The following is a 23,724-nucleotide window of genomic DNA, read 5'->3' on the forward strand; positions in this document are numbered from 1 at the left end:
CGCCCGTCACGCATCGGCTGCGAGCCGGCAGAGGCGTCGCCTCCTGGCTCACTGTACTGCTGGTCTGTGGTGGCCAGGCCCCTGGATGGGACGACCCGGCTCACTCTAGGGGTTGGCGCCTGGTTACTGGCTGGGGGGGGTGTAACCTTCGATGTCCACTTCACCCGCCTCGAACAGGTAGCTCACCATCTCCTTTTCCAGCAGCTGGCGATGCTCGACGTTCATCATGTTGAGCTTCTTCTCGTTGATCAGCATCACCTGCTTGCGCTGCCACTCGGTCCAGGCTTCCTTGCTGATGTTGTCGAAGATGCGCTTGCCGAGCTCACCCGGGTAGAGTTGGAAATCCAGGCCGGGGGCCTCTTTTTTCAGGCGTTGGCAAAATACGGTACGGCTCATGTTGACCTCTGTGGTTGCAAGTCGGGATAGCGCAGCAGGCGCGCGGTGGCGGCGGCCAGACCGACCTCGTCGGGATGGCACAAGTTATACCAGAGTCGGGTATCGGCTTCCATGAGCGAGGCGGGTGGCGGCGCCGTCAGCTCGATGAGCAGGGGGCGAATATCCAGGTGAAAGTGGCTGAAGGTATGGCGAAAACCGGCCAGTTCCCGATAGGGCTGTTCGCTCAGCCCCAGACGGCTCAGGCAGGCGGTGACGGCCTCCAGGCTGTCGACCTGGGGGAAGCAGTAGAGCCCGCCCCAGATCCCCTGGGGTGGGCGTTTTTCCAGCAGCAGCTGGTCGCCCTGGCGGATCATCAGCATGATGCCGCTGCGGGCCGGGATGCTCTTCTTGGGCTTGGAGTGAGGGTAGGCGGTGGGGTTGCCCTGCGACAGCCCCTGGCAATCGCTCTGCACCGGGCAGCGCTCGCAGGCGGGCTTGCTGCGGGTGCAGACGGTGGCGCCCATGTCCATCATGGCCTGGTTGTAGTGGGCGACCCCGAGCCTTGGGGTGAGGCGGGTCGCCAGCTCCCAGAGATCGTGCTCCACCTGCTTCTGGCCGGGCCAGCCCGGCAGCGCCAGCCAGCGGGTCAGTACCCGTTTGACGTTGCCATCCAGGATGGCGTGGGGCTGGCCGAGGGAGAGGGAGAGCACGGCGCCCGCGGTGGAGCGTCCTATGCCGGGCAGGGCCATCACCTCCTCCAGCCGCTCCGGGAACAGGCCGCCATGGTCATCGCGGATCTGCCGGGCGGCCTTGTGCAGGTTGCGGGCGCGGGCGTAGTAGCCCAGGCCGGTCCAGTGGTGCAGCACCTCGTCGACGGGGGCATCGGCCAGGGCCAGCACATCGGGGAAGCTGGCCATGAAGCGCTCGTAGTAGGGGATCACGGTGGCGACCTGGGTCTGCTGCAACATGATCTCGGAGACCCAGACCCGGTAGGGGGTCTTCTCCTGCTGCCAGGGCAGGGTCTTGCGCCCATGGATCTGATACCAGTCGAGGATGCGGCTGGCGAAGGTGGCGTTGCTCGAATTGCTCACGTTGTGCTCATGTCAGGGATGAAAAGCCCAACCGGGTCATGCTCCAGGCCCCGGGTATCCGGGGCGGCGGGTGGCGCAATTGACCCATATTGGCTCTCATCTTGTTGATTAAAAAGGGGAGCTCTCGGGCTCCCTCTCCACTCTTGTCATTCGGCCCGCCAATGGGGCTCGGGGCCGGGGTCAGCCCGGCCAGTCCTGCAGGGCCTTGAGGCTGACGGACTGGCCGTCCACCCCCAGCACTATGTAATCCTGGGCGATGGCCTGGAGCTGTACCCCGGGCGCCACCTCATTGCCCTCCCGCACCTCGCGGCCGTTGATCACCACGCTGCGCTTGGCCGGGTTGGAGGAGTAGAGGTGGGCCCCATAGGCGAGCCTTGGCACCTGCTGGCGCAGCTCGGGTGCCAGGGCCGCGATGGGCATCACCTGGGGCGCGGCGGCGGGGCGACTGGGCTCGGGAGCCAGGGGCACGTTGTTGAGGGCGTTTTGCAGCAGCTGGGCGAGATCCTGGCTGCCTCTGGTCTGGCTCGCCTGGGCCTGGGCCGGTTTGGGCTGGACCACGGGCTCGGGCAGGGGCGGCGGCAGGGGGCGGGTGACCATGGCCCTGGGCTCGACCCGCATGAAGGGGGCCGTGACCCGCTCCTCGACCTCGACCCGCTCCTCGATGGGCTTGTTATGGAGCAGATGCCAACCGTAGTTGGCCGCCGCCCCCATGACGATGGCCAGGGGCACCAGCGCCCACCAGAGCCAGGGGCGATCGGTTTCTTCCTCCCGGCTGACTGGCAGGCCCATGGCGGGAATGTGGGGGGCATGCTGGGGCGCATCGGCCCGGCGCAGGGCCTTGAGCAGGGTCGACATCAGGCGGTCACTCCAGAACACGGGCGTAGGGGGCGGGGGAGAAACGGGCGCGGCATCATGAGGCCTCCTCCAGCTTGGGCATGGGCTCGCCCGCCATCACGTTGAGGCGCAACAGGGTATTGCTGCCGGCGATGCCGTCCGGGGTCAGCCCCTGCTCGCGCTGGAACTGCTGCAACTTGGCCTTGAGCTGTGCATCGAAGCGGCGCACCTTGCGCTCGGGCTGTTGCAGGGCGCGGCTCAGTGCCGTGTCGAGCCACTGCACCTGTTCGGCGCCGGCATTGCTGCCAATGAGGGCCACACCCCCCTTGGGCAGACGCCAGAGCAGGGTGTAGCTGCCGCCCCAGTTGTCTTCCAGCCACTGGCGCTCCACCTGCCAGCTCTGCTTGCCGATGAGCAGGGAGGCCTTGTCGGGCCCGAGCTGGGTGAGGGTAGCGTAGTAGAGGCCGCCCAGCTCGTCGTTCAGACTGACGAGGGCCGGGTATTGCAGGGCCTGGAGATCGGCCAGGGAGCCTTCGCCCTCCAGGCAGCGCAACCCGGCGCGGGGCGCGCTGTCGCAGCTGGCCTCCTCGCGGCTGGTCTGATAGCCCCACACCTTGTAGAGATTCTGCATGGCCACCTCGGGCTCCAAGGCCTGGTTGATGGCGCGGGTCAGCTGCTCCTGCTGCTCTGCGGTCTCATCGACCGTCACCGGCACCTCCACCTTGATGCGGGGGCGCTCGGGGAAGACGCCAGCCAGCTGCCAGCCCCACCAGCCGAGGGCGACCAGCAGGGCCCCCGCCAGGGCAATCGCCAGACCGGATTGCCAGCTCCCCTCGTCGCGGATGCCGCTCACCTCATAGGCGGCCACACTGATGTCCTTGTGGTTCACCTTGTGACTGGCGCGGGCGAAGGCACCGATCAGGGCGCGGTCGCAGATGAGGTTGACGAGGCGGGGAATGCCGCCGGAGAGTCGGTGCAGGGTGGCGATGGCCTTGGGGGTGAAGATGGGTTGCACGCAGCCGGCCACCTGCAGGCGAAAGCGGACATAGGCATCGAGATCCCCGGCAGACAGGGGCAGCAGGTGGTAGCGGGCCGTGATGCGTTGGGCCAACTGGCGCAGCAAGGGCTGGCGTAGCATCTGCTGCAGCTCGGGCTGGCCTATCAGGATCACCTGCAGCAGCTTCTTCTCGTCGGTCTCCAGGTTGGTGAGCAGGCGCAACTGCTCCAGCACTCCGGGCAGCAGGTGCTGGGCCTCGTCGACCAGCACCACGCTGCGCTTGCCCGCCGCCAGATTGGCGAGCAGGTGATCGCGGATGAGGTCGAACAGGGTCTTGAGACTGGCATCCTTGTCATAGGGGAGCTGGTATTCGTCACAGATGGCCGCCAGCAGATCCCGTTCGGTGAGGGAGGGGTTGAGGATGTAGGCGATCTCGGTGTCGGCGGGCAGCTGTTGCAGCAGGCAGCGGGACACAGTGGTCTTGCCGGTCCCCACCTCGCCGGTGAGCAGCACGAAGCCACCGCCATCTTGCAGGCCATAATTGAGATGGGCGAGCGCCTCCCCGTGTCTCTCGCTCATGTAGAGATACTTGGGGTTGGGGGAGATGGAAAAGGGCGCTTCCGACAGACCGAAGAACTGTGTGTACATAAGGATCCATTCCATTGTGATGGCGGCAGGTTAAAGCCTCACCGGGGTTATGTCAAAGACCCGGAAACCCTATCTGGTGGGGTCATCGTACCCGGGGGGCAAAGCCGATATAATCGGGACTGGATCCATGAGGGGAGAGTCGATTTGCAGATCTATCTGGTAGGGGGGGCGATCCGGGATCGCCTGTTGGGGTTGCCCCAAGGCGATCAGGATCACCTGGTGGTGGGGGCGACCGTGGCCCAGATGCTGGCGCTGGGGTATAGCCAGGTCGGCCGCGACTTCCCTGTGTTTCTCCACCCCGAGACCCATGAGGAGTACGCCCTGGCGCGTACCGAGCGCAAGCAGGGCCTGGGCTATACCGGCTTCGTCTGCCACGCGGCGCCGGATGTTACCCTGGAGCAGGACTTGCTGCGCCGGGATCTCACCATCAATGCCATCGCCGAGGATGAGCAGGGCAACCTCCATGACCCCTATGGCGGGCTGGCGGATCTCGAGTCGCGCCTGCTGCGCCACGTCTCCCCGGCGTTCAGTGAGGATCCCCTGCGCATCCTGCGGGTCGCCCGCTTCGCCGCCCGCTTCCACGGCCAGGGCTTCGTGGTGGCGCCCGAGACCCTGGGGCTGATGCGGGAGATGACCGCGGCTGGCGAGCTGGCCCACCTGACCCCGGAGCGGGTCTGGAAGGAGCTGGAAAAAGTGCTGATGGGGCCCACTCCGGCGGTCTTCTTCGAGGTGCTGCGCGAGTGCGGCGCCCTCAAGGCGCTCTTCCCCGAGCTCGACGCCCTGTTCGGGGTGCCGGCGCCCGCCAAGTGGCACCCTGAGATAGACACCGGCATCCACACCCTGATGGTGCTGGAGCAGGCCTGCCAACGCTCCCCCGCGCTGGCGGTGCGCTTCGCCGCCCTGTGCCACGACTTTGGCAAGGGGCTGACCCCGCCCGCGTTCTGGCCCAGCCATCACGGCCATGGCCAGAAGGGACTGCCCCTCATCCGTGATTTCTGTGAGCGCTTCAAGGTGCCTGGGGAGTGCCGGGATCTGGCGCTCTTGGTGAGCGATCTGCACACCCATATCCACATCGCCTTCGAGCTCAAGCCGGCCACTCTGCTCAAGGTGTTCGACAAGGCGGATGCCTGGCGCAGGCCCGAGCGGTTCGCCCAGCTGCTGGACGCCTGCCGCGCCGACTTCCATGGCCGCACCGGCTTCGAGGAGCGGGTCTATGCCGAACCCGACTATGTGGCGGCGGCCCTGGCTGGTGCGCAGGCGGTGCCCGTGCAGGAGATAGTGGCGGCCGGTTTCAAGGGGGAGGAGATCCGCCAGCAGCTCGCCAAGCGGCGGCTCGATGCCATCAGCCGGGTGCGCGACGACTGGACCTTCCTCGGCGAGGAGTGACGCTGGTTCAGATAAAGAAAAGCCCGGGTCTGTGACCCGGGCTTTTTGCTGGCTGGCTTGGCCGCGTCAGGAGAAGCAGGCTTCCAGCACGTAGAAGATGACGATGGCCAGGATGGCGCCGGCGGGCAGGGTGATGACCCAGGAGACCACTATGTTGCGCAGCACCCCCAGATTCAGGGCCGCGATGCCGCGGGCCAGGCCAACGCCCATCACGGCACCGACCAGGGTCTGGGTGGTGGAGATGGGCAGACCCGTGCCGGAGGCGATGACCACGGTGGCGGCGGTCGCCAGCTGGGCGGCGAAGCCACGGCTCGGGGTCAGGTGGGTGATGCCGGTACCGACGGTCGCCATCACCTTCTCGCCCATGGTCGCCAGACCGATGACGATGCCGATGCCACCCAGCGGCAGTATCCACCAGGCGATGGAGGACTGACCGGTGATCTGGCCAGCGCTCTCGACGGTGGAGACCACGGCGGAGAGGGGACCGATGGCGTTGGCCACGTCGTTGGAGCCGTGGGCGAAGGCCATGGCACAGGCTGTGATCACCATCAGGATGCCGAATACCTTCTCCACGTTGGCGAAGTGCATCTTGTTGTCATCGACCGGGTTGTAGTTCTGACCGCGAATGTAGAACCAGCCGGCGATGGCCACGGCCACAGAGATGCCCACGGAGAGCAGGATCCCTTCGCCGTTGCTCAGGTGCAGACCGACGTGGGACAGCCCCTTCTTGATGGTCACCAGGCAGATCACCAGGGAGGTGAGGAACATGTAGAAGGGCACGTAACGCTTGGCGTTGGCCAGGGGATCATCGGTGTTGAAGATGAGCTTCTGCACGCTGATGAACATGAAGTAGGCGATGACCCCGGACAGGGCCGGCGTGACCACCCAGGAGCCGACGATGCCGCCGAACTTGCTCCATTGCACCGCTTCCGGCCCCACGCTCACCACGGCGAAGCCGACGATGGCGCCGATGATGGAGTGGGTGGTAGAGACCGGCCAGCCGAAGTAGGAGGCCAGGATCAGCCAGAGACCGGCCGCCAGCAGGGAGGCAATCATGCCCAGCACCAGGATATCCGGGCTGTCGGTGAAGGCCGTGGTGTCTATGATGCCATTGCGTATGGTCGCAGTGACCTCACCACCGGCCAGGTAGGCCCCGGCGAACTCGAAGATCATGGCGATGATGATGGCCTGACGAATGGTCAGGGATTTGGTGCCGACCGATGTGCCCATGGCATTGGCGACGTCATTTGCGCCTATGCCCCAGGCCATCAAAAAGCCGAACAAGGCCGCCACGAGCACCAGAGTGGTGCCGTAATTCGCGATAATGTCCATTAGTAATTTTTACCCAGTCAGTCGATTAGGAACGAGCCAGCATTAGTTCCAGACGGGCGCCTACACGCTCAGCCTGATCCGCCAGATCACCTACCCATTCGAGGATCTTGTACAGAAAAATAACGTCGATCGGGTTGTAGTTGTGCTCCAGGGTCTGGAGTTTCTGCCGCAAACCAATCTGCATGGTGTCAGTATCGTCCTCGATCAGATCCAGCTGATGGATCATCTCGGCAACCATCTCCACTTCACGTCCCTTGAAGCCGGTCTCGAGCAGCTCATCGAGTTCTCCGATGGCTTTCTCGGCTTGGGCGGTCGCATCGATACAGCGTTTGAGATAGGCCATGACGTCGGCACGCATCTCGGAGGGGAATTCCATATGACGGCCCAGCATGCGGCCGGAAATATCCTTGGCACGGTTGGCTATCTTGTCCTGTTGGGTCAAAAGCTCCAGCAAGTCGGTGCGCGCCACCGGCAGAAACAGGCCACGGGGCAGTTTCAGACGAATCTCGCGCTTGAGGATGTCGGCTTCCTTTTCCAGCTGGGAGATCTGCTGGCGGATCCGCTCTGCATCGTCCCAACGACCATCGGCGATGGCGTCAAAGAAGGGGATAAGCTGCTGGGAACACTCGTGAACTTTCACTATGTGCTTTTGCAGCGGCTTGATGGGTGACTTGGCAAAAAGGCCCAAAATAGTATTTACTGGCATGGTCAAACCTGTGTCGGTGAAAAAACACTCGATACGATTCTATGAGGCGCGCATGGTAACCGAACTGCGCGACCAATAAAACAGCGAACTTCATCTTAACGTCACGCAGGCATTATATCCGCGGCCTGTGGCCATCGCCTCCCCCCACTCCCTTTTCGCCCGGAAAACCTATGCAAACCGAGATTGAAATCAAATTCCTCGTCGCCGATCCCGCCCTCGGCGACCCCGCCGACAGCATGGCGAACAAGCTGGATATATTTTTGAATTCACTCACTATTGTCTCTCATTCCGAGGTTGAGCTCGGCAACATCTATTTCGATACCCGGGACCTGGCCCTGCGCCGGCTCGACATGGGGCTGCGCATTCGCCGCAGCGATGATTTTGCCGAACAGACCATCAAGTGCCGGGGGGAGGGGCTGGGCGGCTTGCACGCCAGGCCCGAATACAACGGGCCGGTGCGAGGGGAACGCCCCTGCCTGGCGGATTTTCCCGCCAGCATCTGGCCGCAAGGAGAGGATCTGGCCGCGTTGCAGGCGGCCTTGGTGCCCCAGTTTCGGACCGATTTCCTGCGCCGCCACTGGCTGATCGCCTGGCAGGGGGCCGAGATAGAGCTGGCCTGGGACAGGGGGGAGATAGTCGGCCAGGAGGGGCGCGAGGCCATCGACGAGCTGGAACTGGAACTCAAGAGCGGCTCGCCGGCAGCCCTGCTCGCCCTGGCAGAGCGCCTGGGGGCCATGCCCGGGTTGCGGCTGGGGGTACAGTCCAAGGCGCAGCGGGGCTATCGGCTGGCCGGACTCGGCAAGGCCCTGGTGGCCAGGGTCTTGCCGCAGCCAGGCGATCTCGATGCACTCTCGCCGCGCCAACGCATACAGCTGGGGCTGGAGCAGTGGCAACATCACGAGCAGATCTGTGCGCTGCAACAGGATATGAGCGCCTGGCCGGGCCTGGTGGCGGGTCTGGCATTGATAGGCCAGGCAGTGGCGCACAGCATCGCCATGGGCGAGCCGGCCCCCGAGTGGGGCAAGGAGATGGCGCCGCTGCTGGCCGAGCTGGCGCAGCTCGATGAGGCGGGGCGCCGCCGCTGGCTGGCCCGGGCCGATTATGTGGTGTTGCAGCTCGCCATCATCGCCTGGTTGCGGCAATAGACTACTGTCGGGTGCAAGCAGAGTTGGAATGAAACAAGCGCGGGGCCTGGGGCCCCGCGCTTGTTTTCCGAGACAGGCGCTCAGCGCACCTGGGTATAGATCCGGGCCGTGCTGATGACGGGGTCGCTTCCCTGACAGGTCTGAGCGAGGGGGGTCTGCTCGCAGGGTTGACCATTGACCTCGATGCAGAAGTCGAAGCGGGTCTGGCCCTTGAGGGCCTGATGGCTCTTGTTGAATTCGGTCGCTTGCCACTGCCAGCGGGAGAGCGCCTCGATGGCGGCGTCGGAGAAACGCTCGTCACTGCGCGAGACGATGCGCACCTGGGCGGCCTCGCCGGTCGGGGTGATCAGATACTCCAGGGTGGCGCAGCCCATCTCGGCGGCGGCGACCGCGTCCCTGGGATAGCGGGGCTCTATCTTGCGGCTGGGTTGCCAGTGGGCTGCAATCTCGGCGGGGGTGCTCAGCGCTCTGGGGCCGAGATCCAGGGGGGGAGACTGCTGGCTGCAGGCGCAGACCATCAGGGTGGCGGCGCTTAGAAACAGGCTTCTCATCATGTGCATTTGCTTCCCTTCGTGGGCCAGGCCCTGCTTATCACTTTGATTATTAATAAAATATCAGGCTGCGATTGAAAACCTTTTACGGCAAAAAATGTTAAAAAAAACCGCCGTGGCGGTTTTTTCAACACTGAATGCATCAGTAATAGCCGGGATCGCTCTTGTTGGGCCGGGTCTTGAAGCGACGATGGAGCCACATGTACTGCTCGGGGGCCTGGCGCACGGCGGCTTCTATCTCCCGGTTGGCCCGGGTGGCGTCCGCCACCTCGTCACCGCTGGGGTAGTCGGTCAGCGGCGCGCCAATGTGCAGCTCATAACCATGGCGGGTGCGGATGTTGTAGCAGGGCAGGGTGACGCTGTTCTTGACCCGGGCCAGGGTGGCGGTGCCGGTGATGGTGGCGGCCTGCTCCACCGCGAAGTAGGGCACGAACACGCTGGCATGGCTGCCATAGTCGTGATCCGGCGCGTACCAGAGGGCGTCGCCGTTGCGCAGGGCCTTGATCATCCCCTTCACGTCGGTGCGATCCACCAGGTATTTGTTGGAGGCGCAGCGCCCGTGGTACTGGGCATATTCCAGCACGGGATTGGTGTTGGGACGATAGACGCCGACCCCGGGCCGCACCAGGCCGAAGCAGCGGGCATTGAGTTCCAGGGTCAGGAAATGGCAGGAGAGCAGCAGCATGCCCTGGCCTCGGGCCACGGCGTCCTGCACATGCTCCTCCCCCTTGACCGTCATCAGCTGGCGCATGCGCCAGTCGGGCCAGAACCAGGCCATGCCCACCTCGAAGATGGCGCAGCCCACGCTCTCGAAGTTCTGCCTGAGCAGGGCTTCACGCTCATCGCGGCTGAGCTCGGGCAGGGCCAGCTCCAGATTGCGACGGGCAATCTTGACACGGGATTTCAATACGTTGCGGGCCAGGGTGCCGAGTTGGCGACCGAGCCACATCTGGCTGCGCCAGGGCAGCAGCACCAGCAGCCAGAGCAGGCCCAGGCCAAGCCAGCTGCCCCAGTAGCGGGGATGAAACAGCCTTGGGGTGAGGCGGGGAACATTGTCTTGGGCCATGAAGAGTCTCTCGCTCGCAGATGCACACTAGGGGAGCCCAGTCGGCACGGGGGATGGCTGCCCGTGCGAATGGGTCACTCGCAATCGGGGGATTCTAGCCGAAAAGCCGTGCCGCTGGCGAATGGTGCGCCCCATGGCTTTTTTAACACGGCGCCGGAGAGTGTGATAAAATCCCCTGCTGATTTTTCAGGTTTTGAGAGTCGATACAGATGAAGATCACCCTGCCCGATTTTGAAAAAGCCCGCGTCCTGGTCGTCGGCGATGTCATGTTGGATCGCTACTGGCATGGCCCCACCGGTCGTATCTCCCCGGAGGCGCCGGTACCCGTGGTCAAGGTGGAGCACATCGAGGAGCGCCCGGGTGGCGCGGCCAACGTGGCGCTCAACTCGGCTGCGCTCGGCGCCCACGCCGTGCTGCTGGGCTTGACCGGGCAGGATGAGGCCGCCGACGCGCTGGCGGGCCAGATGGCCGGGGTCAAGGTCGCCTGCGACTTCGTGCGCCTCGGCGATTACCCCACCATCACCAAGCTGCGGGTGCTGTCCCGCAACCAGCAGCTGCTGCGCCTCGATTTCGAGGAGGGCTTCCACGCAGTCGACCCTGCCCTGCTGATGAGCAAGGTGGAGCAGGCGCTGCCCCAGGCCGATGTGATGATCCTCTCCGACTACGGCAAGGGCGCCCTCAACGACGTGCCCGGCATGATAGCCCGCGCCCGCACCGCCGGCATTCCCGTGCTGGTGGACCCCAAGGGGACGGATTTCGAGAAGTACCGTGGCGCCACCCTGCTCACCCCCAACATGTCCGAATTCGAGGCGGTGGTGGGCAAGGTGAAGAGCGAGCAGGAGCTGGTCAGCCGCGGCCTGGCGCTGGTGGAGCGCTTCGAGCTGGATGCCCTGCTGGTGACCCGTTCCGAGAACGGCATGACCCTGATCCGTGCTGGCCAGGATGAGCTGCACCTGCCGGCCCAGGCCCACGAGGTGTATGACGTGACCGGTGCCGGTGACACCGTCATCTCCACCCTGGCCACCGCCCTGGCCGCGGGCAAGAGCCTGGACGAGGCCTGCGCCCTGGCCAATACCGCCGCCGGTATCGTGGTCGGCAAGCTGGGCACCTCCACCGTGAGCCCGGTCGAGCTGGCCAATGCCCTCTACAACGAGCACGAGACCGGCTTTGGCGTGCTCTCCGAGCAGCAGCTCAAGATTGCGGTCGATGCCGCCCGCCGCCGCGGCGAGAAGGTGGTGATGACCAACGGCTGTTTCGACATACTGCACGCCGGCCACGTCTCCTACCTGGCCAACGCCGGCAAGCTGGGGGACAGGCTGATCGTCGCGGTCAATACCGACGAATCGGTGCGCCGCCTCAAGGGGCCGGGTCGCCCGGTCAACCCGACCGAGCGCCGCATGGCGGTGCTGGCGGCCCTGGGCGCCGTGGACTGGGTCGTGCCCTTTGGCGAAGACACTCCCCAGCGCCTCATCGCCGAGATCCTGCCAGACCTCTTGGTCAAGGGCGGTGACTACCAGCCCGAACAGATCGCCGGTTATGACGAGGTGACCGCCAACGGTGGCGAGGTGCGGGTCCTCAACTTCGAGGACGGCTGCTCCACCAGCGACATCATCAAGACCATCCGCGAGCGCGGATGAGTCAACCAGACCCGGCCCCGGCCGGGTTTTTTTATGACCCGCTTTTATCAAGGAGAGAGGACGTGAGCGATGAGCGAGAGTGACACCGGCCTGCTGGCCCTGACCCCGCCCTACTATGCGGTGATCTTCAGCTCCCTGCGCCGGGAGGGGGATGCGGGATATGGCGCCATGAGCGAGCAGATGGTCGCCCTGGCCCGGGAGCAGCCGGGGTTTCTGGGGATGGAGTCGGCCCGGGATGGGCTCGGCATTACCGTCTCCTATTGGCAGAGTCTGGACGCCATCCGCCAGTGGAAGGGGCAGGTCGACCACGGTGTGGCCCAGCGGCGGGGGCGTCAGGACTGGTACAGCGCCTATCGGGTGCGCATTGCCCTGGTGGAGCGGGAATATGGCATGGCGTGACGCATCCGGCCAAACCTGACCAGTAGAGAGACAAAAGGCGACCCTGGGGTCGCCTTTTCACTCGGAGGAGCCGGATCAGTAGCTGCGGTTGCTGCTCTTGGGGGCATCCGCCGGGGCCAGCATCAGCCCCTGGTTGATCTCCTCTATGTCCTTCTGCTCCAGCACGCCGGCGGCCTGCTTGAGGCTGAGGATGCTGAGGATGTAGTCATAGCGCGCCTCGGAGAGTTTCTGTTTGGCTTCATACAGCTTGCGGGTGGAGTCGAGCACGTCGACTATGGTGCGGGTCCCCACCTCGTAACCGGCCTCGGTCGCCTTCAGGGCGCTCTCGGCGGAGATGACGGACTGGCTGTAGGCGCGGACCGAACCGATGCTGGCGTTGACGTTGTTATAGGAGGAACGCACGCTGCTCTGCACCGAGCGGAAGCTGCGCTCCAGCTGTTCGCTGGCGGCGACATAGTTGTACTGGGCCTGCTTGACCTGGGAGCTGGTCGCGCCACCACTGTAGAGCGGCAGCGAGAAGGTGAGCCCGACGTTGGCCTGATGGGTGTTGCCGTCCGAGTTGATGTTCTCGTTCTTGTAGTCGTAATAGCCGGTGCTGAGGCCAGCGCCCAGATCCAGGGTGGGCTCATGACCGGTCTTGGCCAGATCGATCTGCTCCTTGGCGATGTCCTTGCCGATGCGGGCGCTGTGCAGCTCCAGGTTCTTGTCCAGGGCCAGTTCCAGCCATTTGTCGGAGGCAAAGGCGGTCTTCTGCGGCGTGAAGCGCTCGGTGTTGAGCACGTCCAGGTTGCGGTGATCGACCCCGGTCAGCTCGCGCAGGACTTCGTAGCTGTTGTCCAGGGTGTTCTCGGCGCTGATCTCGTCGGCCAGGGCCTGGTCGCGGGAGGCTTCCGCTTCATGCACGTCCGTGATGGCGGTCAGACCCACCTCGAAGCGCTGTTGGGTCTGCTCCAGCTGACGCTCGACCGCCGCCTTGTTGGCGCGCACGAACTCCAGGGTGTCCTGGGCCTTGAGCACATCGAAGTACGCCTGGGAGGTGCGCACCATCAGTTGCTGCACCGTCAGGTTATAGGCGACGTCGGACTGGGTGGCGCTCTTCTCGGTCAGGTCAAGATTGACCCAGTTGCTGCGACGATAGATGGACTGATCCAACGACAGGCTGCCGGTGGCATTGTTGTTGGTCTGGGTATCGTTCTTGTTGTCCAGGTAGTTGAGACCTGCGCCCAGGTTGATCTGGGGCAAGAGGGTGGCGCGGGATTCGTTGATCTTCTCGAAAGCCTGATCGCGAACGGCCTTGGACTCCAGCAGCTGGGTATCTTTCTGCTGCGCCTGGGTATAGATGTCGAGCAAGTTTTCAGCTTGGGCACTGGCGCTGAGGCCGAGCAGGACCATGACTGACAGGAGTGTTCTGTTCATAGATTCTCTTAACCTTATGTATTAACTCGAAGCTGCCGCTGGATGTAGGAAAGATATTGTCACCAACCAAGCCGGATTTCAGCTTAATCGAGTCAGTATCCGCAAAATTTAACGAAAGCCATCCGGTTCTGGTCGGGGACGCCAGGCAGACGCGGCAGGGGTTTCTCCCTCCAACGCCTAGCCAAATGCCCTGTGACTGCTAAAATCCATCGCTCATCGATGCCGAGCGTGAGTGAATGAATGTTCATTCATGAACTCGGATTTTATGGTCTAACCGGGCCAAGTCAAGCCGACGGGAGTCGCGGATGTCGCAGCAAGCCTTGCCAGAAACCGGCCACTACGGCGTGGAAGATATAAAAATTATTGAAAAATCAGCTGGATATAACGGATTTTTCAAGGTGAATGTCTATCGTTTGCAGCACAGGTTATTTGCTGGGGGCTGGAATGAGCCCATAGTGCGCGAGCTGTTCGAGCGTGGCCATGCCGCCGCTCTCTTGCCTTATGACCCGGTTCGGGACGAGATCGTGCTGGTGGAGCAGTTTCGCATCGGCGCCATCGAGACCAGTCTCACCCCCTGGCTGCTGGAACTGGTGGCCGGCATCATAGATGAAGGGGAGACCGCCGAGGCCGTGGTGCGGCGCGAGGCGGTGGAAGAGGCGGGCATCGAGGTGGGTCGCTGCGAACACGCCATCAGCTACCTGGTGAGCCCGGGTGGCAGCACGGAGCGCATCGAGGTCTTCGTGGGCGAGGTGGATGCCAGCCGGGCCGAGGGGATCCACGGTCTGGCAGAGGAGGGTGAAGACATCAGGGTGCACAGGGTGAGCCGCGAACAGGCCTATACCTGGCTCAAGGAGGGGCGCATCGACAACGCCGCCTCCGTCATCGCCCTGCAATGGCTGGCCCTCAACCATGGCGAGCTGCGCGCCCGCTGGCTGGCGGAGCGCTGAGGTGGCGCCTGTTCAGACCCAAGTCAGGTGCGGTGTGCCTGACTGGATCACCTGGCCGCGCCTTCGCGAAACCCGTGACCCTTGGACCCTGATTGATGGAGCCGCGATATGCCATTAGTCCAGAGCCCGATGAAGCGTTATGTGCCTGATTTGATGTCCTTGCAGCGTACCTGCGAGGTCAATTACATGGCACTGATGAAACTGCTGCCCCCCGGCGGCAGCGTGGGGGCGGAGCGCCGCTATCAGGTGGGCAATGGCCTGCAGTTCCAGCTCACCGTCAGCGAGGAGAGCCGCTTCACCAGCCAGGTGATCCTGGCCCAGCACAATCCCGAGTTACCGAGCTACTTGCAAGCCCGGATAGAGATTCGTTTGTATCACGATGTGCGGATGGCGGAAGTGTGTGCGGCGCAACAGATTTCCAGGTTGCAACCACGTTATGATTACCCCAATACAAAAATGCACCAGCGGGATGAAAAAGAGCAGGTAAATCTGTTCCTCGCCGATTGGCTCAAGTTTTGTCTCAGACACGGCACCAGCCTGATTAACATCCTCTAGTCGAACCCATAAAAAGAAGCGTGATTTTGGACACAGAGCTACCTCAGGCGCCCGACGGCAGTGTGCGCCTGTTACAGATTACCGACACCCATCTCTTTGCCAGCGGCGAAGGCAGCCTGCTGGCCGTGCGAACCGCAGAGAGCCTGGCCGCCGTGCTGGAGCAGGTGCGTGTCAACGCGCACCCGTTCGATCTCATCCTCGCCACCGGGGATCTCTCCCAGGATCACAGCCCGGAATCCTATCAGCGCTTCGCCGCCATGATGGCCACCCTGGCCCGCCCCATCTACTGGTTGCCCGGCAATCATGACGACGGCCCCCTGATGACCGAATACCTCCACGAGGCCGGGATCAGCGAAGCCAAGCAGCTGGTGGGGGATCACTGGCAGGTGATCCTGCTGGACACCCAGGTGCGCGGCAAACCCCATGGCGTGCTCGGCGATCACCAGCTGGCCGTGCTGGATCAGGCCCTGCGTCAGCACCCAGAGCGCCATGTCCTCATCGCCCTGCACCATCAGGCGGTGCCGGTGGGCTGTGCCTGGCTGGATCAGCACAATCTCAAGAATGCCGACGATCTCTTCGCCGTGCTGGCCCGCCATCCCCAGCAGAAGACCATCTTGTTCGGCCATGTGCATCAGGAGTTTGACGAGGTGCATCGCGGGGTGAGGCTGATCGCCAGCCCCTCCACCTGCATCCAGTTCAAGCCGCTCTGTGATGGTTTCACACTCGACGAATCGGGCCCGGGCTGGCGCTATCTCACCCTGCATCCGGATGGTCGCATCGCCAGCCAGGTGTGGCGCCTGCCGCTGGGGCAGTTCGTGCCAGACCCCGATGCCACCGGGTATTGAGGAGCAGCCATGACGCCCGTCCTGCTCTATCTGCACGGCTTCAACTCCTCCCCCGGTTCTGCCAGGGCGCAGCCAATGGGGAGGCCTGCATGAAGCCTGCTCTCCTGTATCTGCACGGTTTCAATTCCTCCCCCGGTTCCGCCAAGGCGCAGCAGATGGCCGCCTGGGTGGCCGAGCACAGGCCCGATATCGAGGTGGTGATCCCGGCCCAGCCCAGCACGCCGGCCGCCGCCTGGTCTGCCATCGAGCAGGCCATCGCCGACCTGAAGGCCCGTCACGGCAGCGCGCTGCGGCTCGGCGCCGTGGGCAGCTCTCTCGGTGGCTTCATGGCGACGAGAGTCAGTGAGCTGCATGGCTGCCGCGCCGCCCTCATCAACCCGGCGGTGCGCCCGCACGAGCTGCTCTGCGACTACCTCGGTCCCCAGACCAACCCCTACAGCGGCGAGCGTTATGAGCTGCTGCCTGAGCACATGGACGAGCTGCGAGCGCTGGCGGTGCCGGTGACCGCTCCCGAGCGGCTCTGGGTGCTGCAACAGCAGGAGGACGAGGTGCTCGACTATCGCAAGGCGCTGGACGAATACCGCTTTGCCCGCCTCTCCCTGGAGTGCGGTGGCGACCACGCCTTCACAGGCTTCGAGCGCTACCCCGCCCAGATCGTCCGCTTCCTCGGGCTCTAGCCGTGCAACCGCCGTTGGCCGCCTTCCTCGAACAGGTGCTGGCCACGGCACAGGCGGGGCTCACCTACTCCCAAGATCCCTTCGATATCGCCCGCTTCGAGGCGCTGCGAAACGCGGCTGCCACGCTTATCGCCAGCCAGAGCGAGCTGGCGCCCGAAGCCATCGCCGACTGGATCGCCCTGGATAACGGTTATCCCACCCCCAAGCTGGATGTGCGGGCGTTTATTCAGAACGATGACGGCCATCTCCTGCTGGTGCAGGAGCGTAGCGACGGGCTCTGGACCCTGCCTGGCGGCTGGTGCGATATCGGCGACTCGCCAGCGGCTGCCGTGGTGCGCGAAGTGGTGGAGGAGACCGGCCTCGCCTGCCGGGCGGTGCAACTGCTGGCCCTGTTCGACAAGCTCAAGCATCCCCATCCTCCGCAACTGCCCCATGCCCACAAGGCCTTCTTCCTGTGCGAGGTGACCGGCGGCGCTCTGCTCAGCGAGACCGACGAGACCCGGGGCGCGGCCTACTTCCCCATCGACGCCTTGCCCCCGCTCTCCTGTCACCGGGTGGTGGCGTCCCAATTGCACAGTCTTCACAACCATGTACGGCAGGGGCGGCGCCATACCCTGTTCGACTAGACGGCTGACAAGGCGTCATCCGTCCCATGCCGCATGGCCGGCAAGGGGGCACCATAGGGCTGGGCCAGACCATGGCCGGATGGTGAGCCTCTCCCGGGGCCTCCTCTCCGGTCTGGATCACCCTTTGCCACCGCCCTATTTGTCCAAGGCCCTCCCAGCGAGTAAGATCCCCCCCAAACGTCAATTCGCAAGGCCCTCCATGTCCACTCAATACAATGCGGATGCCATTGAGGTCCTCAATGGCCTCGAACCGGTGCGTCGTCGCCCCGGCATGTACACAGACACCACCCGGCCCAATCACCTCGGCCAGGAGGTCATCGACAACAGCGTCGACGAGGCGCTGGCGGGTCATGCCCGCAATCTGGAGGTGATCCTGCACGAGGACCAATCCCTCGAGGTGATCGATGACGGCCGTGGCATGCCGGTCGACATTCACCCGGAAGAGGGCGTTTCCGGTGTGGAGCTGATCCTCTGCAAGCTGCACGCGGGGGGCAAGTTCTCCAACAAGAACTACCAGTTCTCCGGCGGCCTGCACGGGGTGGGCATCTCTGTGGTGAATGCCCTCTCCGATCGGGTCGAGGTGACGGTGCGCCGCGACGGCCAGGTCTACGACATCGCCTTCGAGCGTGGCGACAAGGTGCAGGAGCTGACCATCACAGGCACCTGCGGGCGCCGCAACACCGGCACCCGGGTGCGCTTCTGGCCAGAGGCGCGCTACTTCGACTCGCCCCGTTTCTCGGTCACCAAGCTCGAGCACCTGCTCAAGGCCAAGGCCGTACTCTGCCCCGGCCTCACCATCAAGTTCCTCGACAAGAACACCGGCATCCGGCTGGAGTGGTGCTACGAGGACGGCCTCAAGGATTACCTCGTTGATGCGGTCAAGCAGTTCACCTGCCTGCCGGAGCAGCCCTTCGTCGGCGCCTTCAGCACGGATCAATCGGCGGTGGACTGGGCCCTGTGCTGGTTGCCGGAAGGGGGCGAGTGCCTCGCCGAATCCTATGTGAACCTGATCCCCACTGCGCTCGGCGGCACCCACGTCAACGGCCTGCGTCAGGGCCTGCTGGACGCCATGCGCGAGTTCTGCGAGTTCCGCAACCTCTTGCCGCGCGGGGTCAAGCTGACCCCGGAAGACATCTGGGATCGCTGCGCCTACATCCTCTCCATCAAGATGCAGGATCCGCAGTTTGCCGGGCAGACCAAGGAGCGACTGTCGTCCCGCCAGAGCTCGGCGTTTGTCTCCGGCGTGGTGAAGGATGCCTTCAGCCTGTATTTGAACAGCAACACCGAGCTGGCGGAGCAGATCGCCGAGATCTGCATCAGCAGCGCCCAGCGCCGGATGCGCGCCGCCAAGACGGTGGTGCGCAAGAAGATAACGCAAGGCCCGGCCCTGCCCGGCAAGCTGACCGACTGCAACTGCGCCGACCCCATGCAAGGGGAACTCTTCCTGGTGGAGGGTGACTCCGCGGGCGGCAGTGCCAAGCAGGCGCGGGACCGTGAATACCAGGCCATCATGCCCCTGCGCGGCAAGATCCTGAACACCTGGGAGGTAGAGGCCGGTCAGGTGCTCGCCTCGCAAGAGGTGCACGACATCTCGGTAGCCATAGGCCTGGATCCGGACTCCGAGGATCTCTCCGGCCTGCGCTACGGCAAGGTGTGCATACTGGCGGATGCGGACTCGGACGGTCTGCACATCGCCACCCTGCTGTGCGCTCTCTTTGTTAAGCATTTCAGAACCCTGGTCAACAAGGGCCACGTCTATGTGGCCATGCCGCCGCTCTACCGGATCGACATCGGCAAGGAGGTCTTCTATGCCCTGGACGAGGACGAGAAGAACGGCGTGCTGCAACGGGTCGAGGCCGAGAAGAAGAAGGGCAAGGTGATGGTGACCCGATTCAAGGGGCTGGGTGAGATGAACCCGAAACAGCTGCGGGAAACCACCATGGATCCCAATACCCGCCGCCTGGTGCAGCTCACCATGGGCGAGCTGGAGGAGGAGGACGAGACCCTGCAACTGATGGATATGCTGCTGGCCAAGAAGCGCGCCCCGGATCGCCGTGAGTGGCTGGAAGAGAAGGGCAACCTTGCGATCATCTAAGCCAATGGCCTCTGTCATCAGCCGACCCGACTTTCAGGTGCGCCGCCCAGTGGCGCACCCTAGCAAGAGAACAACCTTATGAGTGATGCTATCGAGCTCAGTCTGGACGGGGTAGAGCGCCAGCCCATGCGCGCCTTCACCGAACAGGCTTACTTGAACTACTCCATGTACGTCATCATGGATCGGGCCCTGCCCCACATAGGTGACGGCCTCAAGCCCGTGCAGCGGCGCATCATCTACGCCATGAGCGAGCTGGGGCTGTCCGCGCTCTCCAAGCACAAGAAGTCCGCCCGTACCGTGGGTGACGTGCTGGGTAAGTACCACCCCCACGGCGACAGCGCCTGTTATGAAGCCATGGTGCTGATGGCCCAGCCCTTCTCCTACCGCTACCCGCTGGTGGACGGTCAGGGCAACTGGGGTGCGCCGGACGATCCCAAATCCTTCGCCGCCATGCGTTACACCGAGGCGCGCCTGTCGCGCTTCTCCGAGCTGCTGCTCTCCGAGCTCGGCCAGGGCACTGTGGAGTGGACGCCGAACTTCGACGGCACCATGAAGGAACCCGTGGTGCTGCCCGCCCGCCTGCCTCACATACTGCTCAACGGGGTGACCGGCATAGCGGTGGGGATGGCGACCGACATTCCGCCCCACAACGCGCGGGAAGTGGCCCTTGCCTGTGCCGAGCTGCTGGACAACCCCAACGCCGGCCTGGATGTGTTGATGACACATATCCAGGGGCCGGACTATCCGACCAACGCCGAGATCATCACCCCCAGAGACGACATCCGCAAAATCTACGAGACCGGCAAGGGCTCCATCAAACAGCGGGCGGTGTGGAGCGAGGAGGATGGCGACATCGTCATCACGGCGCTGCCCCATCAGGCCTCAGGCGCCAAGATCATGGAGCAGATCGCCGCCCAGATGGTGGCCAAGAAGCTGCCCATGGTCACCGACCTGCGGGATGAATCCGACCACGAGAACCCGACCCGACTGGTGATCATTCCCCGCTCCAACCGGGTGGATGTGGAGGGGCTGATGGCCCACCTGTTCGCCACCACGGATCTGGAGAAGAACTATCGCGTCAACCTCAACATCCTGGGGCTGGACAACAGACCCCAGGTGAAGACCCTCAAGATGATCCTCTCCGAGTGGATCGTCTTCCGCCGCGAGACCGTGCGTCGCCGTCTGCAATATCGGCTCGACAAGGTGCTGGCTCGCCTGCACATCCTCGAAGGCTTGCTGGTCGCCTACCTCAACATCGACGAGGTGATCGAGATCATCCGCACCGAGGATGAGCCGGGCAAGGTGATGGTGGAGCGCTTCAACATCAGCGAGACCCAGGCCGAGGCCATCCTCGAGCTCAAACTGCGCCATCTGGCCAAGCTCGAAGAGTTCAAGCTGCGCGCCGAGCAGGATGAGCTGGCGCTGGAGCGCGACAAACTGGAACTGATCCTGGGCTCGGAGCGTCGCCTCAACACCCTGCTCAAGAAAGAGCTGCTGGCGGATGCCGAGAAGTACGGCGACGATCGCCGCACCCCCCTGGTGGAGCGCGCCACCGCCGTGGCCCTGACCGAGAAGGAACTCACCCCGAGCGAGCCGGTGACCGTGATCCTCTCTGACAAGGGCTGGGTGCGCGCCGCCAAGGGCCACGAGGTGGACGTGGAAGGCCTCTCCTACAAGGCGGGGGATGGCTATCTGGCCCACGCCTGTGGGCGCAGCAACCAGCAGGCAGTCTTCCTCTCCAGCCTGGGCCGCACCTATTCCCTGGAGGCGCACACCCTGCCTTCCGCCCGCAGTCAGGGGGAGCCGCTCACCGGTCGCTTCGCCCTGGGGGCGGGGGAAGAGGTACGCCATCTGGTGATGGGCAACGAGGGCGAACCCTACCTCATCGCCAGTGATGCCGGTTACGGCTTCGTCTGCAAATATGACGACCTGATTGGCAAGAACAAGAACGGCAAGGCGCTGCTCAGCGTGCCGGAAGGGGGCCTGGTGATGGCACCCCAGAAGATTGGCTCGCCGGAAACCGATCTCTGCATGGCCATCTCCAACGAGGGGCGCATGCTGCTGTTCCCGCTCAGCACACTGCCGGTGCTCGGAAAGGGCAAGGGCAACAAGCTCATCAGCATTCCGTCGGCGCGGGTCAAGGCGCGGGAAGAGTTTATGGTGATGGCCGCCATTATCCCGCAGGGACAATATGTCACCCTCTTTGCCGGCAAGCGCAAGCTGACCCTCAAACCTTCGGATCTGGACTACTACCGCGGCGAGCGCGGCCGCCGCGGCGCCAAGCTGCCCCGCGGTTTGCAGCGGGTGGACAGGATAGAGATAGAAGCCGCCGCCGGTGCCGAGCCGGTCGCTGAGGAAAATCAGGAAGGGTAAGAACGTACTACCAAAAGAAAGGAGCGATATAATCGCTCCTTTCTTTTCTAAATTCAGGTGACCGGGGACAAAGAAAGGTATTCATCCTTAACCCATCCATAAATCCCTTGCTTACTGATATAAGCCCAGCTTCCCTCTACTTTATATAGCAAGACAAAATCCCCTTTTATAAGTCTTGTCGCAATATATGATGACGTATTTGGCTTCGTACGGACATTCAATTTCAAGGGTATAACGTATCTGATAAGTACATTACTAGACTTCGATTCGGTCACTTTTTCTTCATGATTTCTTGGCGTGGATAATGTTGATGAAGTCGATGGAGTAGCTAATTGGTAGTTATGTGTGTTTATACGGCATGTTTTACTCCATGAAATGCATGAATTTCCACATGGTTGCCCCTTCTTGCAGTTTTTGGCATGGACCGGGCTGATCAGCAATAGAAACAATGACAGTAATATAATGGTATTTTTCATGGTTACTCTTTCATTATAGCTTCGGTGGCTAGATAGATTCTTATAATATATGTTTGAGAAATTGTCGCTTTGCTTTATACAGTAAGAGAGTTTAATGATTAATATTAATTGTCGAAGGCTAACACCATAAAGTGATACTTTATCGTGATCTAGATCTGCTTTTATGTCTCGCACCAAATTATTCTTGATAACTGAGTTGGTAAATATAAATGATGTCTGATTCATGAAACGTAATCAGACGATCGCGAAAACAGGTTGTAGGGGAAAACTGGGATAGGGGAAAATTGGGGAAAACTGGGACACCCACCTTTTTGACAGCGGTGTAACCCTGTACTTGGCTTGAGGAGTCACTGTCGAGGGATGCGCCATGACCATTGCCCGTTCACGTCAAATCAGTTTGCAGGATACGCTTTACTACCACGTGGTCAGTCGCTGTGTGCGGCGGGCTTTCTTGTGTGGTGACACGAAAACTGGGACACCCACCTTTTTGACAGCGGCGTAACCCTGTACTTGGCTTGAGGAGTCACTGTCGAGGGATGCGCCATGACCATTGCCCGTTCACGTCAAATCAGTTTGCAGGATACGCCTTACTACCACGTGGTCAGTCGCTGTGTGCGGCGGGCTTTCTTGTGTGGTGAAGACACCCATTCAGGTCAGAGCTACGAACATCGGCGCCAGTGGGTGGTCGACAAGCTGGGCCAGCTGTCGAGGCTGTTTGCCATCGGCATCTGCGCCTATGCAGTGATGAGCAACCATTACCACCTGGTGCTCAAGGTTGAGCCCGATACTGCCGCCAACTGGAGTGAAAGGGAGGTGGCCGAGCGTTGGGCTGCTCTATTTCAGTGGCCGCTATTGGTACGGCGCTGGTATCAGGGGGAAGCACTGATTGAACCGGAGCTGATAGTGGTGCAACAGTTGCTAGGGCTATGGCGAGAGCGGCTTCACTCCATCAGCTGGCTGATTCGACTGCTCAATGAAAGCCTGGCTCGCCAAGCCAATCAGGAAGATGGCTGCAAGGGACATTTCTGGGAAGGGCGTTTCAAGAGCCAGGCCCTGCTCACCGAATCGGCCCTGTTGGCTTGCATGGCTTACGTTGACCTCAATCCGATCCGGGCGGCGATTGCCGAGCGGCCCGAGCAGAGCGATTACACCAGTATCAAGCAGCGCCTTGATGACAAGCCCTCTTCTGAATCCTCATCCCCTCTACTGCTGCCGTTTGACAATTTTCACAATGAAGAGAAACTTGTCTGCTTACCCCATACCTTTACCGACTATCTGATGTTGGTAGATTGGACGGGGCGAGCTATCAGATTAAACAAGCGGGGATATATTCCATCTCATCTTGCACCCATTCTGGCGCGGCTCGGTCTGGATGAAACCCGGTGGTTGCGACAGGTGACGCTGTTTCGGCGGCGGGGTATCAGGGCGGTGGGGGATCATCAACATCGCCAGATGTTTGCACGGCATTGTGGCCAGCTGCGCTGTTATCAGCCCAGTGAATAGATAACCCTCAGATCCCCTCGCAACCATCATCTTCGCTTGCTACG

At 62.7% G+C, this 23,724-nt stretch carries 23 protein-coding genes; 13 read left to right on the forward strand and 10 right to left on the reverse strand.

The window, feature by feature from the left end:
• Nucleotides 1-123 precede the first annotated feature (123 nt).
• From ACW5W4_RS02300 to ACW5W4_RS02315, 4 genes are all read right to left on the reverse strand, one after another.
• Nucleotides 124-396, reverse strand: coding sequence for an oxidative damage protection protein (locus ACW5W4_RS02300; protein WP_042001876.1), 273 nt, complete (start codon nt 394-396; stop codon nt 124-126).
• Complete coding sequence (gene mutY, locus ACW5W4_RS02305) at nt 393-1,466, reverse strand: A/G-specific adenine glycosylase (RefSeq protein ID WP_456688260.1); 1,074 nt, start codon at nt 1,464-1,466, stop codon at nt 393-395. The genes ACW5W4_RS02300 and mutY overlap by 4 nt, the downstream gene beginning before the upstream one ends.
• A 180-nt stretch (nt 1,467-1,646) precedes the next feature.
• Nucleotides 1,647-2,321, reverse strand: a complete 675-nt coding sequence (exeB, locus tag ACW5W4_RS02310; RefSeq protein ID WP_456688261.1) for a GspB family T2SS assembly factor variant ExeB — start codon at nt 2,319-2,321, stop codon at nt 1,647-1,649.
• 55 nt (nt 2,322-2,376) lie between these two features.
• Entirely contained in the window at nt 2,377-3,945 is a 1,569-nt protein-coding gene (locus ACW5W4_RS02315) for an ExeA family protein (RefSeq protein ID WP_456688262.1), read from the reverse strand.
• Between the two features lie 144 nt (nt 3,946-4,089).
• On the opposite strand from ACW5W4_RS02315, the gene ACW5W4_RS02320 reads away from it, so the two are divergent.
• The gene (locus ACW5W4_RS02320; RefSeq protein ID WP_456688263.1) at nt 4,090-5,331 is read left to right on the forward strand and encodes a multifunctional CCA addition/repair protein; all 1,242 of its coding nucleotides are present in this window, start codon (nt 4,090-4,092) and stop codon (nt 5,329-5,331) included.
• A gap of 66 nt (nt 5,332-5,397) precedes the next feature.
• Here ACW5W4_RS02320 and ACW5W4_RS02325 read toward each other — a convergent pair whose 3' ends face one another.
• Both ACW5W4_RS02325 and ACW5W4_RS02330 read right to left on the reverse strand, forming a co-directional pair.
• Nucleotides 5,398-6,663, reverse strand: coding sequence for an inorganic phosphate transporter (locus tag ACW5W4_RS02325; protein WP_427260954.1), 1,266 nt, complete (start codon nt 6,661-6,663; stop codon nt 5,398-5,400).
• A 25-nt stretch (nt 6,664-6,688) separates the two neighbouring features.
• Complete coding sequence (locus tag ACW5W4_RS02330; RefSeq protein WP_042001894.1) at nt 6,689-7,369, reverse strand: TIGR00153 family protein; 681 nt, start codon at nt 7,367-7,369, stop codon at nt 6,689-6,691.
• A gap of 170 nt (nt 7,370-7,539) precedes the next feature.
• Here ACW5W4_RS02330 and ACW5W4_RS02335 point away from each other — a divergent pair, with 170 nt between their 5' ends.
• Nucleotides 7,540-8,514 carry a CYTH domain-containing protein gene (locus ACW5W4_RS02335; RefSeq protein ID WP_456688264.1) on the forward strand — a complete coding sequence of 325 codons (975 nt, stop codon included), beginning with the start codon at nt 7,540-7,542 and terminating at the stop codon, nt 8,512-8,514.
• Between the two features lie 80 nt (nt 8,515-8,594).
• Here the strand turns inward: ACW5W4_RS02335 and ACW5W4_RS02340 are convergent, their stop codons facing one another.
• Together ACW5W4_RS02340 and lpxL are read right to left on the reverse strand one after the other, a co-directional pair.
• Nucleotides 8,595-9,074, reverse strand: a complete 480-nt coding sequence (locus ACW5W4_RS02340; RefSeq protein ID WP_456688265.1) for an energy transducer TonB — start codon at nt 9,072-9,074, stop codon at nt 8,595-8,597.
• A 133-nt stretch (nt 9,075-9,207) separates the two neighbouring features.
• Nucleotides 9,208-10,131 (reverse strand): LpxL/LpxP family Kdo(2)-lipid IV(A) lauroyl/palmitoleoyl acyltransferase, encoded by a 924-nt coding sequence (gene lpxL / locus ACW5W4_RS02345; RefSeq protein WP_456688266.1) that lies wholly within the window; start codon nt 10,129-10,131, stop codon nt 9,208-9,210.
• 209 nt (nt 10,132-10,340) lie between these two features.
• Here lpxL and hldE point away from each other — a divergent pair, with 209 nt between their 5' ends.
• Nucleotides 10,341-11,768: a bifunctional D-glycero-beta-D-manno-heptose-7-phosphate kinase/D-glycero-beta-D-manno-heptose 1-phosphate adenylyltransferase HldE gene (gene hldE / locus ACW5W4_RS02350; RefSeq protein ID WP_456688267.1), complete on the forward strand. Its 1,428-nt coding sequence runs from the start codon at nt 10,341-10,343 to the stop codon at nt 11,766-11,768.
• 69 nt (nt 11,769-11,837) lie between these two features.
• Nucleotides 11,838-12,167 carry an antibiotic biosynthesis monooxygenase family protein gene (locus ACW5W4_RS02355; protein ID WP_427260949.1) on the forward strand — a complete coding sequence of 110 codons (330 nt, stop codon included), beginning with the start codon at nt 11,838-11,840 and terminating at the stop codon, nt 12,165-12,167.
• A gap of 75 nt (nt 12,168-12,242) precedes the next feature.
• Here ACW5W4_RS02355 and tolC read toward each other — a convergent pair whose 3' ends face one another.
• On the reverse strand, nt 12,243-13,583 hold the full coding sequence (gene tolC, locus ACW5W4_RS02360; protein WP_456688268.1) for an outer membrane channel protein TolC: 1,341 nt from the start codon (nt 13,581-13,583) through the stop codon (nt 12,243-12,245).
• A 305-nt stretch (nt 13,584-13,888) separates the two neighbouring features.
• On the opposite strand from tolC, the gene nudF reads away from it, so the two are divergent.
• The 8 genes from nudF to parC all read left to right on the forward strand — a co-directional run bounded on the left by nudF (nt 13,889) and on the right by parC (nt 21,701).
• Complete coding sequence (gene nudF, locus ACW5W4_RS02365) at nt 13,889-14,530, forward strand: ADP-ribose diphosphatase (protein WP_456688269.1); 642 nt, start codon at nt 13,889-13,891, stop codon at nt 14,528-14,530.
• 129 nt (nt 14,531-14,659) lie between these two features.
• A complete protein-coding gene (locus ACW5W4_RS02370) occupies nt 14,660-15,085 on the forward strand; it encodes a DUF1249 domain-containing protein (protein ID WP_456688270.1) in 426 nt (141 codons plus the stop codon).
• A 26-nt stretch (nt 15,086-15,111) separates the two neighbouring features.
• Entirely contained in the window at nt 15,112-15,930 is an 819-nt protein-coding gene (gene cpdA, locus ACW5W4_RS02375) for a 3',5'-cyclic-AMP phosphodiesterase (protein ID WP_456688271.1), read from the forward strand.
• A 9-nt stretch (nt 15,931-15,939) separates the two neighbouring features.
• Nucleotides 15,940-16,023, forward strand: coding sequence for a YqiA/YcfP family alpha/beta fold hydrolase (locus tag ACW5W4_RS02380; protein WP_456688352.1), 84 nt, complete (start codon nt 15,940-15,942; stop codon nt 16,021-16,023).
• A complete protein-coding gene (locus tag ACW5W4_RS02385) occupies nt 16,020-16,607 on the forward strand; it encodes a YqiA/YcfP family alpha/beta fold hydrolase (RefSeq protein WP_427260944.1) in 588 nt (195 codons plus the stop codon). Before ACW5W4_RS02380 ends, ACW5W4_RS02385 begins: the two co-directional genes overlap by 4 nt.
• Nucleotides 16,608-16,609: 2 nt before the next feature.
• Nucleotides 16,610-17,233, forward strand: a complete 624-nt coding sequence (locus ACW5W4_RS02390) for an NUDIX hydrolase (RefSeq protein ID WP_456688272.1) — start codon at nt 16,610-16,612, stop codon at nt 17,231-17,233.
• A gap of 199 nt (nt 17,234-17,432) precedes the next feature.
• Nucleotides 17,433-19,328, forward strand: a complete 1,896-nt coding sequence (parE, locus tag ACW5W4_RS02395) for a DNA topoisomerase IV subunit B (RefSeq protein ID WP_456688273.1) — start codon at nt 17,433-17,435, stop codon at nt 19,326-19,328.
• A 78-nt stretch (nt 19,329-19,406) separates the two neighbouring features.
• Nucleotides 19,407-21,701, forward strand: coding sequence for a DNA topoisomerase IV subunit A (gene parC / locus ACW5W4_RS02400; protein ID WP_456688274.1), 2,295 nt, complete (start codon nt 19,407-19,409; stop codon nt 21,699-21,701).
• Between the two features lie 53 nt (nt 21,702-21,754).
• Here the strand turns inward: parC and ACW5W4_RS02405 are convergent, their stop codons facing one another.
• The gene (locus ACW5W4_RS02405) at nt 21,755-22,402 is read right to left on the reverse strand and encodes an SH3 domain-containing protein (RefSeq protein ID WP_456688275.1); all 648 of its coding nucleotides are present in this window, start codon (nt 22,400-22,402) and stop codon (nt 21,755-21,757) included.
• Nucleotides 22,403-22,720: 318 nt separating this feature from the next.
• Between ACW5W4_RS02405 and ACW5W4_RS02410 the strand changes: the two genes are divergently transcribed.
• On the forward strand, nt 22,721-23,680 hold the full coding sequence (locus ACW5W4_RS02410) for a transposase (protein WP_456688276.1): 960 nt from the start codon (nt 22,721-22,723) through the stop codon (nt 23,678-23,680).
• The last annotated feature ends 44 nt before the right edge of the window (nt 23,681-23,724 follow it).

Source organism: Aeromonas crassostreae (assembly GCF_054052445.1).